Below are 13,770 nucleotides of genomic sequence, written 5' to 3'. Positions count from 1 at the left end.
GGGGACGGCCCCCTCTGTCGTCGTGCGAAACGCCTGGTCAGTCGTTGTGGAACACGTCCTTGACGTCCTCCACCTGGTCCTTGAGGCTCGCCTTCGCCTGGTCGGTCTTGCCCTCGGCGACGAGCTTCTCGTCATCGGTCGCGTGGCCGGCGGCTTCCTTGATCTGGCCCTCACCAGGCCGCGATGACCGCCCGCCGCACGTCGTCGAGCGTCCGCTCGGGCTGGAAGACGAGCCAGTCGAGCCCCGCGACGAGCGTCGCGCCGAAGAGGGCGGCCCCGGCCAGCGCGGCATCGCTGTCCGGGCGGACCTGAGCGACGGCCGCGGCGAACACGCCCATCGCGTCGCGGCGGATGGTGCCGATCGACTCCTGCCAGTCGCGGCCCCGCCGGAAGATCTCCGTCGCGACGAGCTTGGCGAAGTCCGGGTGGTCGCGGATCTGCGTCAGCAGCTCCGTGACCAGGGCGTCGATCGCCTCGGCGCCGCTGCGCCCCTCGGCGGCCGCGCGCAGCGCCTCGGTCAGCCGGGCGACGCCGTCGCCGATGATCCCGGCGAACAGGCCCGACTTCGAGCCGAAGTTGTAGAACACCGACCCCTTGGCGACCCCGGCGGCCGCGGCGATGTCGTCCACCGACGTCGCCGCGATGCCGCGGTCCGCGACGAGCGCGAGCGCCGCGTCGACGATCTGCTGCCGCACCGAGGTCACGGCGCCCACCCTGTCAGATCGACAGGGCCGGGTGCAGGCGTGACACCGTCCAGGTCCGCATCCGGCCGGCGCGCCACGACGAGACGGCCAGCGAGGCGATGAGGGTCCCGACGAGCACCGCGACCGAGACCACCAGGCGGCCGTCGGAGCCCCCGGTGATGAGCATCCGCAGGCCGGTGACGGCGTAGCTCATCGGCATCCAGGGGTGGATCGCGCGGAAGAACGCCGGGGTGGTGTCCACGGGGTAGGTGCCGCCCGAGGAGGCGAGCTGGAGCATGAGCAGCGCCAGGACGGCGACCTTGCCGGCGGCCGGCCCGAGCACCGCGATGAGCGCCTGCTGCAGCGCGAGGAACGTCGCCACGACGAGCACCGTGAACGCGACCGTGCCGGCGGCGTTCGCCAGGTGCAGGCCCACGCCGTAGTGGATGACGCCGAGCATGACGGCGACCTGGGCGAGGCCGAGCAGCAGAGCGGGCAGGTAGCCCGCGATCGTCGTGCGCCAGCCCGGGACGGCGGCGGCCAGCGCCCGCGACGGCAGCGGGCGCAGCAGCAACCAGGTGATGAGCGAGCCGACGAAGAGCGCCAGCGGGATGAAGAACGGCGCGAACCCCTCGCCGAAGCCCTGCGCCTGCTGCAGGTCGGTGTCCGAGAGGGTCACCGGGGTGGCGATCGCGGTGGCGCGGGCGGTCTGGTGCGCGGCGTCGTCGGCCGGGATGGCGGCGGCCCCGCCCGCGAGCGCGGTCGACAGCTGCCCGGTGCCGTCGGTCACCTGGCCGGCGCCGTGCGCGACGGCGGTGGCACCCGTGGCCAGGCTGGTCGCGCCGCCGGCCAGGGTGTCCGCGCCGGAGGACAGCGTGCTCGCGCCCTGGTCCAGCTGGGCGACGCCGGTCGCGAGCGTGCTGCTGCCGCCGGCCACCGCGGCGGCGCCCTGCGCGGCCGAGGCCGCACCCGAGGCCAGCTGCGCGGCCCCGGTCGCCAGCGACGCGGCGCCGTCCGCGACGCCCGCGGCGCCCGTCGCGGCGCTCGCCGCCCCCGCGCTCAGCTGGCGGGTCGAGGTGGCGAGCGTGCCGAGGCCGGTGTCGAGGTCGGCCGCGCCGGTGGCGACCTGGTGGGCGCCGGCCTGCAGGGTGGCCAGCTGCTGCGCCATCGCCGCGGTGTCCGAGGCACTCGGCAGCGCCGAGCCCAGGGTCGCCAGCTGCTGCGCGGCGGCCGGGTCGACCACGTTCCCCTGGGCGTCGTACGCCTGCGAGGCGAGGTAGGCGGCGACGGAGCTCAACGAGCCGAGCCTCGTCGACAGGGCGGTGACGCCGCTGACGGTCTGGTCGACGCCCGCGCTGACGGCGGCGGCGCCGGCCTTGAGGTCGTCGGCCCCCGGGACGGCGCCCGAGACACCCACGGCGAGCTGCGACGCCCCGGCAGCCACCTGCGCGGTGCCGGCCTCGAGCGTGGCGGCGCCCGAGGCGAGGGTGTCCGCGCCGGAGGCGAGCGCGGAAGCGCCCGAGGACACCTGCGCGCTGCCCGTGGCGAGGCTCGTCGCCCCGGCCGCCAGCGACGACGAGCCGGCGGCCGCGCCGTCGGCACCGGTCAGCAGCCGGCGCGCGCCGGCGGCCACGGTGGTGGCGCCCGAGGCGGCCGAGGACGCGCCGGCGGCCACCTGGTCCGCCCCGGTCGCCAGGTCGCCCGCCGCCGCCTCGAGGGTGAGCGCGCCGTCGGAGGCCGTGGCGAACCCGTCGCGCGCCGAGCCGAGCCCGACGAGCATCCGGGAGACCGCCTGCTCCCCCGCGGCCGACGAGACCGCCTGCTCCACCCGCAGCATCGCGGTGCGGCCGAGGGTGGTCGCCAGGAAGGAGTTGGCGTCGTTGTAGGTGACGTGGATCGTCGCGCTGGTGGGCGCCGGGCCGGCGGCGGAGACGAGGTCCGCGGAGAAGCCCGCCGGGATCGTCACGGCGAAGTAGTACGTGCCGTCGCGAACGCCGCGCTCGGCGGTGGCCGCGTCGGTCACGTGCCAGTCGAGGTCCTTCGACGCCGTGAGCCTGTCGACGACGTCCGCGCCCGCGTGCTCGGGCGTGCCGTCGAGCGTCGCCCCGGCGTCGGCGTTCACCAACGCGACCGGGAGCCTGTCGAGGTTGCCGGTCGGGTCCCAGAACGCCCACAGGTACAGGGCGCCGTACAGGAGCGGGACGAGGATCATCGCGGCGACGGCAAGCCGCGGCAGGCGGCCCCGGCGGAACCGGCGCAGCTCGGAGCCGGTGGAGATGACGGAGAGCATGGTGAGGCCTTCGCGGGTCGAGGGGATCAGGCGGCCGGGACCGCGTGCGGCCCGGTGGCGAGGTTGAGGGTCTGGGGCGTGCGCTCCCAGTCCATGCGCCGCACCTCGTCGAGCGAGGCGACCGCGGCGACGACGGCGACGCCACCGGCCCTCAGCCGTTCCAGCGCGGCCCACACCATCTGGCGGCGCGCGTCGTCGTGCACGTGGTCGACGTCGTCGACGACGAGCAGCTCGGGGCCGCGGACGGTCGCCAACGCGATCCGGAGCAGCATCGCGTCGACCTCGTCCAGGTCCCAGGCGACCGTGCCCACGCGCGGCAGCGGCCGCGGGCCGAACACCGGGCCCACGTGCCGGGCGAACGTGCGCTGGTCGATCCTCGGCACCCGTGCCCACCAGGGTGAGGTCCACGCGAGCCGCTCGCGCAGGGCGGCGCCGACGGTGATGCTCTCGTCGAGCTCGTCGATGCCCGCGAAGCCCGCCACGGCGGCCCTCGCCTGGACGGCGCGCCGCCGGGCGGGCAGCGGTTCGCCGAGCACGACGAGCTCGCCGCCCCGGTCCGGCACCATCCGGCCGGCGAGGGTCAGCAGCAGGCTCGAGCGCCCGGCGCCCTGCGGCCCCTGCACGACGACCAGCTCGCCGGCGGGCACCTCGACGTCCACCGGCCCGTAGACCTCGCCGCGGCCACCGCGGAGGCGGAGGCCGCGCGCGCTGATGGCGAGGCCGGAGGTGTCGCCGAGCCCACCCCGGTGGAGCGTCGCGGTGCTGGTGTCGCTGGTCACGTCGAACCTTCTTCTCAGGACTGACCGGTCAGTACAAGGACCAGCCTACGCCTGCGTCCGGGGGATCGCCGAGCCGACCGGTGTCTCGTCCGTCACACGCTCACGCGCGACGGCGCGGCCGGGGCGACGTCCGCCCCGGCCGCGCCGGTGATGCCCTGCTCAGCGCCGGTAGATGTCCCCGGCGTCCTTCACGTCCTCGACCGCGTCCTTGACGTGCGCCTTGGCCTGCTCGGCCTTGCCCTTGGCGACGAGCTTGTCGTCGTCCGTCACGTGCCCGGCGGTCTCCTTGACCTTGCCCTTCGCGTTCTCGGCGATGTTCTTCGCCTTGTCGTCCGCACCCATGGGGTACCCCGTCTCGTGCGATGTTCCGGCGGGCTTCCTCCGCCGCACGGCGCGGTCCCGTCAGCGCCACCCGCGCCGTCCGGCGCGCAGGCCTGGACCCCCCGTGCTCCGTCCAGCCTGACCCAGCCCGGCCGGGCCCGCACCTCGTCAGCGGCGGGGCGCCGTCACGCCCGACGACGACGCGCCGCGGCCGCGGCCGCCGCACCCACGACGATGAGCACGACCGCGAGCGCCAGCAGCGGCAGCGCCGGCAGTCCGGTGATCGCCAGCACCCCGTCCGAGGGGGCCGCCCCCGTGGTCGTGGGCGTCGGGCTCGGGACCGCCGCGGCCGGGGCGACGACGACGACGATCGTCTGCACCGGGTCGGTGAGGTCGTTGGTCGCGTTGATGCTGACCGTGTAGCTGCCCGCCGCACCCGCCGCCGGCGTGCCGGCGATCGTGGCCGTGCCGTCGCCGTGGTCGACGTACGTCAGGCCGGGCGGCAGCGTCCCCGTCAGGGCGAGCGTCGGGGTGGGGACCCCGACCGCCGTGACAGTGAACGCCCCGGCGACGCCCACCTGGAAGGTCGCCGACGCCGGGCTGGTGAAGGCCGGCACCTGCTTGACCTTCAGGGTCAGCGTCTGGTCGACGCCCGGCAGCGCGCCGCTCGTCGCGGTCACCACGACCTGGTGGTCACCCGCCGCCGAGGCCTGTGGCGTACCGGCGATCGTCGCCGTCCCGTCACCGTTGTCGACGAAGGTCAGGCCGGCGGGCAACGGGCCCCCGGCGGTGAGCGCGGGCGCGGGCGCACCGGACGCCGCGACCGTGAACGTCCCGGGTGCGCCCACGACGAAGATCGCCGAGGGGGCGCTGGTGAACGTGGGCGCCTGCTGCACCTGGACCGTCAGCCCCGCGCTCGCGGTCGCGACGGTGTTGGCGGCCTGGACGGTGAGCACCGCCTGCCCGCCGGCCGTGGGAGTCCCGGAGAGGGTGGCCGTCCCGTCACCGTTGTCGACGAAGGTCAGGCCGGCGGGCAGGGTGCCCGCCGAGACCGAGAGGGCCGGCAGGGGGAACCCGCTGGTGGTCACGGTGAACGTGCCCGCTGTCCCCAGGGTGAACGTGGCGGCCGACGCGCTCGTGATGGCCGGCGCCGCGTCCACCTCGATCGTCAGGGCCTCGGACGCGACGGCCCAGTTGACGGCGTCGACGCTGACGTGCGTCACGCCTGCGGCGGCCGCGGTCGGCGTCCCGGCGATCGTGGCGGTGCCGTCGCCGTTGTCCGTCAGGGTGAGGCCCGCCGGCAGCCCCGTCACCGAGGGGAAGGTGGGAAGCGGGAAGCCGGCGGTGGTGGCGATGGTGACGGCACCGGGCTGGCCGACGACGAAGGTGGCGTGCCCCGTGGCGGGCAGCACCGGCGCCTCCCTGACCTCGAAGGGTGCGGTGTAGGTCGACGTCCCGGCGACGTTGGTGGCGGTCACCACGAGCGGGTAGCTGCCGCCGCTGCCGGCTGCCGGGGTTCCGGCGAACGTGCCGTCGGAGGCCAGGGACAGCCCGGAGGGCAGGGACCCGGACGAGCTGTACGTCGCCGGCGGGTTGCCGCCGGCCGTGAACGAGTAGCTGTAGGGGACGCCAGCGGTGGCCGCCGGCGGCGCGCCCGTGAAGGCGGGCGGCACGGGCACGACGAAGTGGACCGTGGTGGTACCGCTGGCGTTGGTCGGCTGCGCCCACGCGTCGTGGGCCACGCCGGCGGCCAGCGACACGCTCACAGTCCCGTCGCCGGTCAGCGGACCCACCGTCACCGTGTAGCTCGAGCCGCTGCCGGTCACTGTGTACGTCCCGGCCCCCGGCGCCGTGCCGCCGACCGTGACGTCGCCGTGCCCCAGGGCGTTCCCCGTCGCGGTGCTCCAGACGCTGACGGGCTGGCCGCCCGACGTGAACTCCACGGGGAAGGCGAGCGTCGTGCCGGAGGGCCCGTAGGTCGGGTCGGCCGGCGAGGTGATCGTCGGGGTGGCGGGGTCGGGGATCGCGCCGCCGGTCGGCGTGGTGTTGATGGAGTCCAGCACCACCGTGGTCGACGAGCCGGAGGAGTCGTGGTTCTGCGGGTACGTGATGGTCACCGTCACGTTCGTCACGTCCGCGAAGTTCGGCTGCGGGCTGAAGCACACCGGGTTCTGCGCGCAGGAGAAGTTGAGGACGATGTTGAAGTTCGTCACGTTGCCGACGCCGGTCCCGTAGGTGCCGGTGATGCCGCCGCCCGTCAGCGAGATCGAGATGTTCGCCGCGGTCGTGAAGTTCCCCGTGCGGGTGATCTGCGGGAACGCGAGGAAGAACTGGGTGTTGCTCCCGTTCGACGTCAGGTCGAGGTGCGACAGCGCGTAGCTGAGCTGGACCCCGCCGGTCCCGTTGCCGTTGCCGTTCATCGTCATGGTCGCCTGGCCGCCGGACTCGGTGAACGTGCCGGGGGACGTGGTCGAGGTGTTCGGCAGCGGGAGCGTGGTGACCGTGCGGGCGCCGGCCGTGTTCCCGCTGAAGTCGTCGATGACGATCGGGGTCGGGGCGACCGCGGCGGCCATCCCGGCGGGGGCGAGCCCGACGCCCGTCAGCAGGAGCGCGGCGGTCAGCGCCGCCCGGGCGGTGGCACGACGACGGTTCGTTCCCGGCTGCATGGTGAGTCTCTCCTGAACGTCCGCACGCGCCCATGGCGTTGACCAGGGCCGACGTGCCCGAAGTAGCGGCAGGGACACCTAACACCGACGGTGACAGGAGGGCCAGGAAACGCGGCCCGTGATGTCCAGTTTCACCCGGTCCACGGTGGTACGGGCGAAAGGCCCGCCCGGCCGGCCCGCCTTCCGTCAGCGGCGCACCCGCCGCGCCGCCCCGCGGCGCACCTCGTCGGCCAGCGCGTCGTCGACGTCGCCGGCTGCCAGGGTCTCGCCCGTGCGGGCCAGCGCGAGGGCGAGCAGGTGGTCGGCGAACGCCGGGTTCGTCGGCAGCACCGGCCCGTGCAGGTAGGTGCCGAACGCGTTGCGCGTGCGCGCACCCTCCAGGCCGTCGCGGCCGTTGTTGCCCTTGCCGCGCACGACGACGCCGAACGGCTCCTGCCCGGCACCCAGCACCGTGCGACCGCTGTGGTTCTCGAACCCGTACACGGTGCCGGCGAACGTCGTCTCGACCGCGACGTTGCCGATGAGCCGCTCCCCGTGGGCCGGTGCCGCGGTGTCGGCGTCGAAGATGCCGATGCCGTCGACCTCGACCCCGGCGCCGGTGCGGTAGCCGTTGCCGAACATCTGGTACGTGCCGCAGACGGCGAGCATGGGCACCCCGGCGTCCACGAGCGCGCGCAGCCGGTCGCCGATGCGCACGATGTCGCGCTGCACCTCCACCTGAGCCGCGTCCGGGCCGCCGCCGCCCAGCACCACGTCGACCTCGTCGGGCAGCTCGCCGCCCGGGCCGTGGTGGTGCACCACCGGCACCAGGCCGTGCCGGCGGGCGCGGACCGACAGCACCAGGAGGTTGCCCTGGTCGCCGTACGTGTTCATCTCCTCGAGGTAGAGCTGGAGGATGTGCAGCGGCCTCATGCCGGCTCCTTCGTCGGCGCGGCCGCGTACGGCCGCAGCGCGGCGTGCAGGTGGAGCATCGCCGTGTAGTTGGCCAGCACCAGCTTGCGCCCGGGGATCTCCGCGAGCCGTCGCAGCGCCCGGTCCAGGTCGGGCTCGACCGAGCGCACCGTGACGTCGGAGTAGCCCAGCCGCAAGGCCATGTCGGCACCGCGGGTGCCGCTCGTCAGGTCGATGGTCCGGCCGTCCAGCGCCGAGACGTCGACGTCCCACAGCCAGGACACGTCGCGCCCGTCGGGGACGGCGTCGTTGATGGCGATCATGATCGCGGGCTCGTCGCCCACGTACGAGGCCAGCCCCTGGCGGAAGCCGGCGGGGTTCTTGACGAGCACCAGCCGCAGCTCGCTGCCGTCGGCGAGGACGAAGCTCTGGCCACGGCCGAAGGCCGGCTCGATGCGGCCGAGCCCCTCGACGAGCGCGGCGTCGCCCGCCGACGGCGCGAGCCGGCGCACCAGCGCGAGCGCGGCGGCCGCGTTCTGCAGGTTGTGCCGGCCGCTGAGCCGCAGCCGCGTGCGGTACGTCTCGCCGCCCACCCGGTAGGTGCCCTCCTGGTCGCCGATCTCAGCCAGCTCGACCGACGGGCTGACGTCCCGCGGCGGCGCGGCCACGGGGGCGACGCCCACCTGCACCAGCTCGTCGTCGCGCGGGAAGAGGGGCGCCAGCTCGGGGGCGACGCCGAAGTAGTGGACCGGCGTCCCCGCCCGCGCCACGTCCTTGGCCAGGGCGAGCAGCCGGGGGTCGTCGGCGTTCGTGACGACACCCGCCGTCGCCGCGCGCATCGCGTCGCCCACCAGCCGGGCGACGGTGTCGACCTCGCCGAACCGGTCGAGCTGGTCGCGGCTGACGTTGAGGGCCAGGACCCACTGCGGCCGCACCACGCGCACGAACCGGCTGGCGTACGCCTCGTCGACCTCGAACACGGCGACGTCGCCGGGCAGCCTGCCGCGCCAGTCCGCCTGCCGCACGAGGCTGGAGACGATGCCCCTGGTCAGGTTGCTGCCCGTCGGGTTGGTCACCACCGTGCGGCCCGTGGCCTCCAGCAGCTCCACGACCATCTTCGTCGTCGTCGTCTTGCCGTTGGTGCCCGTGACGACCGCGACGCCCTCCGGCAGCTGGCCGATGAGCGCCGCCAGGTAGCCCGGGACCAGCCGCTCGACGACGAGGCCCGGGAGCGCGTGGCCGCCGCCGCGGCGCCAGGCCGTGGCCAGCCGGACGGCCTTGCCGAGCCAGGTCCCCAGCAGGGCGTCCCTGCGCGCGCGGCGCGGGGTGGCCGCCGCCGACGACCCGGCGGGCGCCTCGTTCGGCCGCGAGATCACTCCGGGGGACGTCACCCCGCCCACACTAGGCGGTGAGCAGCGGGACGGGCCGCGGCGCCAGGGCCGCGCCGGGCACCTCCGCCGGTCCGCCACAATGGATCCTCGTGACCTACGCGCTCGCGATCTTCGACCTCGACGACACCCTGGCCCCGTCCAAGAGCAAGGTGGACCGGACGATCGTCGACCTCCTCGTCTCGCTGACGTCCGTCGCCGACGTCGCGGTGATCTCCGGCGGGCGCTTCGAGCAGTTCGACACGCAGCTGCTGTCCTCCTTCGACGACGAGAGGGCGCTGGGGCGCGTCCACGTGCTGCCGACCTGCGGCACGCGCTACCTGGTCCACGGCGAGCGCGGCTGGGTCGAGGTCTACAACGAGCCGCTGACCGACGAGGAGCAGGCGCACGCCGCCGCGGTCCTCGAGGAGGGCGCCCGCGCCCTCGGCCTGTGGGAGCCGGAGACCTGGGGCGACCGCATCGAGCTCCGCGGCTCGCAGGTGACGTTCTCCGCGCTCGGCCAGCAGGCGCCGGTCGACGCCAAGAAGGCCTGGGACCCCGACGGGTCGAAGAAGGAGAAGCTGCGCGCCTACGCGGCCGAGCGGCTGCCGAACCTCGAGGTGCGCTCCGGTGGCTCCACGTCGGTCGACATCACGCGCGCCGGCATCGACAAGGCCTACGGCGTGCGCAAGCTGCTCGACCGCCTCGCGCTCGACCCCGAGCAGGCAGTCTTCTTCGGGGACCGGCTCGACGAGGGCGGCAACGACTACCCGGTGATCGCCACGGGCGTCCCGTGCGTCGCGGTGACCGGCTGGGAGGACACCCCGGCCAAGGTCAGGGCGACGGTCCCGGAAGCCTTCCCGGCGTCCTGACCCCTCGAGCCTGTCGCCGGAGCCGCCCCCTCCCACCCCATTCGTCATTTTCCTGAGCTTCGCGTCGTGAACCGCGACCGAAAGCTCAGGAAAGCGGCGTCCCGGGGGGGCGTGAGGCGCACGACGACCGGGCGGAGCGGGTCCGGCCTACGCGGCGCGCAACGACGCCGCGACCGCCACCGCCTCCAGCAGCGAGCCTGCCAGCGGCGCGCCCGTCGCCCGGAGCCGGTCCTCGTCCGTGACACCGCCCGTGTAGAGCACGATCCGCGCGCCGAGGGCGCGGGCGGCATCGGCGTCGTCGACCGTGTCGGCGATGAGCACCGCATCGGCCGGATCGACGTGCAGCGCGGCCAGGTGCGCCGCGAGGTGCGGCGCTTTCGACCCGCCGTCGACGTGCGCGCGCAGCCCGTCGACGCGGTCCAGCAGCGGTTCCAGCCCGTGCCGTCGCACGAGCGCGACGAGGTCGTCGTGGAAGAACATCGACAGCAGCGACTGCGTGCCGCGCCACGCCGCGATCGCCGCGAGGGCGTCCGGGGCCAGGCCGGCGCCGTCGAGCCCCTCCCGGTACACGACGTGGAACGTCTCGTCGAGCAGCGCGAAGTCCTCGGGCGGCACCGGGTGCCCGAGGAGCACCGCGTAGTAGTCGGCCACGGGGCGGAAGAAGCCCCGGCGGTGGTCGTCGACCGAGACGGCGGGAGCACCCAGGCCGGCCAGCGTCGCGTTGGTCGCCGCGACGACGAGCGCGGTGTCGTCGAGCAGGGTGCCGTTCCAGTCCCAGACGAGGTGCGCCACCCCCGCAGGCTACGGCCCGCGCCCCGCGCGAGGTCGCGGCAAATGATGGGACGAACTGCCCAGGGCCTTGTGCGATTCTTCACATAGTCTCGTGGACATCGCACCGCTGGTCTTCAACGTCGCAGGTCGGCACCCCGAGCCATCAGGGAGACACGGTGACCATCACCGCATCGAGCAGCACCAGCCGCGCTGCGGCGCGCACGACGAAGGCCGCGGCGCCCGCCGCCGCGACACCGGCCACCGAGCCGAGCGCCGAGGTCTCGGCCGAGGTCACCGCCGCCGAGAAGGCGGCCGCCGCCGCCCTCGAGGAGGCCACCGTCGCGGCGATGGTCGACGAGCTCGTCGCCAACGCCACCAAGGCCCTGGCCGAGTACGCGACGTTCACCCAGCAGGACGTCGACCGCCTGGTGAAGAAGGGCGCGGTCGCCGCGCTCGACAAGCACGGGCACCTCGCCCGCCTGGCCGTCGACGAGACCGGCCGCGGCGTCTTCGAGGACAAGGCGGTCAAGAACATCTTCGCGTGCGAGCACGTGACCAACTCGATGGCCAACCTCAAGACGGTCGGCGTCATCCACGTGGACGAGCTCAACGGCATCACCGAGATCGCCGAGCCGGTCGGCGTCATCGCCGGCATCACGCCCGTGACGAACCCGACGTCGACCGCGATCTTCAAGTCGCTCATCGCGCTCAAGACGCGCAACCCGATCATCTTCGCGTTCCACCCGAACGCGCAGAGGTCGTCGGCCGAGGCCGCGCGGGTCGTCCGCGACGCCGCCGTCGCCGCGGGCGCCCCGGAGCACTGCATCCAGTGGGTCGAGGTGCCGTCGCTGGCCGCCACCAACGCGCTCATGAACCACCCCGGCGTTGCCACCATCCTCGCCACCGGCGGGAACGCCATGGTCAAGGCCGCCTACTCGTGCGGCAAGCCGGCCCTCGGCGTCGGCGCCGGCAACGTGCCCGCCTACGTCGAGAAGACGGCCAAGCTGCAGCGCGCCATCAACGACGTCGTGCTGTCCAAGGCCTTCGACAACGGCGTGATCTGCGCGTCGGAGCAGGCCGTCATCCTGGACGACGAGATCTACGACGCCGCCATGGCGGAGTTCGCCCACCTGCACGCCTACCGCACCACGCCCGCCGAGAAGGTCCTCCTCGAGAAGTTCATCTTCGGCGTCGAGGCCGGCGAGAACTGCGCGGGCGCCAAGCTCAACCCGACCGTCGTCGGCAAGTCCCCGGTGTGGATCGCCGAGCAGGCCGGCTTCACCGTCCCTGCGGACACGTCGATCATCCTGGCCGAGGTCTCCGGCGTCGGCCCGCACGAGCCGCTCACCCGCGAGAAGCTCTGCCCGGTCCTCGCGGTGCTGCGCGCGACGAGCACCGAGCACGGCATCGCGCTCGCCGAGCAGATGGTCGAGTTCGACGGCCTGGGCCACTCCGCCGCCATCCACACGCAGGACGACGCGCTGACGGTCGAGTTCGGCAAGCGGGTCAAGGCCGTCCGGATCATCGCCAACGCCCCGAGCTCGCTCGGCGGCATCGGCGACATCTACAACGCCTTCATCCCCTCGCTGACGCTGGGCTGCGGCTCCTACGGCCACAACTCGGTCTCCAACAACGTCTCGGCGGTCAACCTCGTCAACGTCAAGCGCGTCGGCCGGAGGAACAACAACTTGCAGTGGTTCAAGGTCCCGGCCAAGACGTACTTCGAGCCGAACGCAATCCGCTACCTCGCGGACATGGCGGGCATCGAGCGCGTGACGATCGTCACCGACGCGACGATGACCACGCTGGGCTTCGTCGACAAGGTGATCGACGTCCTCAACCGCCGCTCCAACACCGTGGCGCTGCAGATCATCGACCAGGTCGAGCCCGAGCCCTCGGTCCGCACGGTGCAGGCGGGCGCCGCTCAGATGCGCCACTTCAAGCCGGACACGATCATCGCGCTCGGCGGCGGCTCGCCGATGGACGCCGCCAAGGTGATGTGGCTGCTCTACGAGCACCCGGAGATCGTCTTCAGCGACCTCAAGCAGAAGTTCTTCGACGTCCGCAAGCGGGCGTTCAAGTTCCCGGTGCTCGGTGACCTGGCCAAGCTCGTCTGCATCCCGACGACGAGCGGCACCGGCGCCGAGGTGACGCCGTTCGCCGTGATCAGCGACCCGGACGCCGGCAAGAAGTACCCGCTGGCCGACTACGCGCTGACGCCGAGCGTGGCGATCATCGACCCGGTGCTCACGTCGAAGATGCCGCGCTCGCTGGCGGCGGACTCCGGCTTCGACGCCCTGACGCACGCCACCGAGGCGTTCGTCGCCGTCTACGCCAACGACTTCACCGACGGCATGGCGCTGCAGGCGATCCGCCTGATCTTCGACAACCTCGCCCAGTCGGTGAACGGCGACCCGGCGGACCCGGCGACGCGGGACGCGCGGGAGAAGATGCACAACGCCGGGACGATCGCCGGCATGGCGTTCGGCAACGCCTTCCTCGGCATCGTCCACGCGATGGCGCACGTCATCGGCTCGACGTACCACCTGGTGCACGGCCGGACCAACGCCACGCTGCTCCCCCACGTCATCCGCTACAACGGCAAGGTGCCGACCAAGCTGACGAGCTGGCCGAAGTACGAGCACTACGTCGCCCCCGAGCGCTTCCAGCAGATCGCCGCGATGCTCGGCCTGCCGGCGGCCACCCCGGAGGAGGGTGTCGAGAGCTACGCGCTGGCGATCGAGGCGCTGCGCGCCAAGGTCGGCATCCCCGCCTCGTTCCAGGCGCAGGGCGTCGACGAGCAGGAGTTCATCGGACGGCTCGACGAGGTCGCCTACGGCGCCTACGAGGACCAGTGCGCCCCGGCCAACCCGCGCATGCCGATGATCGAGGACATGAAGGACCTCATGACGGCCGCCTACTACGGCACGTCGATCGACGAGGTCCGCGCCCGCAAGGTCACCACCGAGAGCTGACCGTCGGTCCGACGGTCACAGGGCGGCCGGCCCCCGGGTCCTACCCACCCCGGGGGCCGGCCGCCCTCCTGCGTCCGGGGGCCCCCTCCGCCGAGCGCCCAGCTCGTCGCCGAGACCGTCCCTTCCGACGTCCGATCCGCCCGGTCTCGAGCACG

At 73.7% G+C, this 13,770-nt stretch carries 11 protein-coding genes; 2 read left to right on the top strand and 9 right to left on the bottom strand.

Annotated features, from left to right (window positions below):
• Positions 1 to 37: 37 nt before the first annotated feature.
• The 8 genes from BGO37_RS02355 to BGO37_RS02320 form a co-directional block, all read right to left on the bottom strand.
• Entirely contained in the window at positions 38 to 163 is a 126-nt protein-coding gene (locus tag BGO37_RS02355; RefSeq protein WP_291751999.1) for a CsbD family protein, read from the bottom strand.
• Between the two features lie 7 nt (positions 164 to 170).
• A complete protein-coding gene (locus tag BGO37_RS02350; RefSeq protein WP_291751857.1) occupies positions 171 to 704 on the bottom strand; it encodes a TetR/AcrR family transcriptional regulator in 534 nt (177 codons plus the stop codon).
• A 13-nt stretch (positions 705 to 717) separates the two neighbouring features.
• Positions 718 to 2,973 (bottom strand): YhgE/Pip domain-containing protein, encoded by a 2,256-nt coding sequence (locus BGO37_RS02345; RefSeq protein ID WP_291751855.1) that lies wholly within the window; start codon positions 2,971 to 2,973, stop codon positions 718 to 720.
• Positions 2,974 to 2,999: 26 nt separating this feature from the next.
• A complete protein-coding gene (locus BGO37_RS02340) occupies positions 3,000 to 3,752 on the bottom strand; it encodes an ATP-binding cassette domain-containing protein (protein WP_291751853.1) in 753 nt (250 codons plus the stop codon).
• A 159-nt stretch (positions 3,753 to 3,911) separates the two neighbouring features.
• A complete protein-coding gene (locus BGO37_RS02335; protein WP_291751852.1) occupies positions 3,912 to 4,094 on the bottom strand; it encodes a CsbD family protein in 183 nt (60 codons plus the stop codon).
• 164 nt (positions 4,095 to 4,258) lie between these two features.
• Positions 4,259 to 6,739 carry a putative Ig domain-containing protein gene (locus BGO37_RS02330; RefSeq protein ID WP_291751849.1) on the bottom strand — a complete coding sequence of 827 codons (2,481 nt, stop codon included), beginning with the start codon at positions 6,737 to 6,739 and terminating at the stop codon, positions 4,259 to 4,261.
• Positions 6,740 to 6,925: 186 nt separating this feature from the next.
• Positions 6,926 to 7,651, bottom strand: a complete 726-nt coding sequence (locus tag BGO37_RS02325; RefSeq protein ID WP_291751846.1) for a glutamine amidotransferase — start codon at positions 7,649 to 7,651, stop codon at positions 6,926 to 6,928.
• Entirely contained in the window at positions 7,648 to 9,021 is a 1,374-nt protein-coding gene (locus tag BGO37_RS02320; RefSeq protein ID WP_291751843.1) for a Mur ligase family protein, read from the bottom strand. The genes BGO37_RS02325 and BGO37_RS02320 overlap by 4 nt, the downstream gene beginning before the upstream one ends.
• An 89-nt stretch (positions 9,022 to 9,110) precedes the next feature.
• Between BGO37_RS02320 and BGO37_RS02315 the strand changes: the two genes are divergently transcribed.
• Positions 9,111 to 9,869, top strand: a complete 759-nt coding sequence (locus BGO37_RS02315; RefSeq protein ID WP_291751840.1) for an HAD-IIB family hydrolase — start codon at positions 9,111 to 9,113, stop codon at positions 9,867 to 9,869.
• Between the two features lie 147 nt (positions 9,870 to 10,016).
• Here BGO37_RS02315 and BGO37_RS02310 read toward each other — a convergent pair whose 3' ends face one another.
• Positions 10,017 to 10,661, bottom strand: coding sequence for an HAD hydrolase-like protein (locus tag BGO37_RS02310; protein ID WP_291751838.1), 645 nt, complete (start codon positions 10,659 to 10,661; stop codon positions 10,017 to 10,019).
• A gap of 155 nt (positions 10,662 to 10,816) precedes the next feature.
• Between BGO37_RS02310 and adhE the strand changes: the two genes are divergently transcribed.
• Positions 10,817 to 13,615, top strand: coding sequence for a bifunctional acetaldehyde-CoA/alcohol dehydrogenase (gene adhE / locus BGO37_RS02305; protein ID WP_291751835.1), 2,799 nt, complete (start codon positions 10,817 to 10,819; stop codon positions 13,613 to 13,615).
• Positions 13,616 to 13,770 lie beyond the last annotated feature (155 nt).

It is taken from the genome of Cellulomonas sp. 73-92 (assembly GCF_001898175.1).
Taxonomy (GTDB): domain Bacteria; phylum Actinomycetota; class Actinomycetes; order Actinomycetales; family Cellulomonadaceae; genus Cellulomonas.
The sequence above is the reverse complement of the archived record's forward strand: the minus strand, read 5'-3'. Positions and strand labels throughout refer to the sequence as shown.

What these genes read in the sequence shown, in the direction of transcription:
- BGO37_RS02345 (WP_291751855.1), bottom strand. Translation starts at nt 2,973, where the DNA reads ATGCTCTCCGTCATCTCCACCGGCTCCGAGCTGCGCCGGTTCCGCCGG.
- BGO37_RS02335 (WP_291751852.1), bottom strand. Translation starts at nt 4,094, where the DNA reads ATGGGTGCGGACGACAAGGCGAAGAACATCGCCGAGAACGCGAAGGGC.
- BGO37_RS02330 (WP_291751849.1), bottom strand. Translation starts at nt 6,739, where the DNA reads ATGCAGCCGGGAACGAACCGTCGTCGTGCCACCGCCCGGGCGGCGCTG.
- BGO37_RS02325 (WP_291751846.1), bottom strand. Translation starts at nt 7,651, where the DNA reads ATGAGGCCGCTGCACATCCTCCAGCTCTACCTCGAGGAGATGAACACG.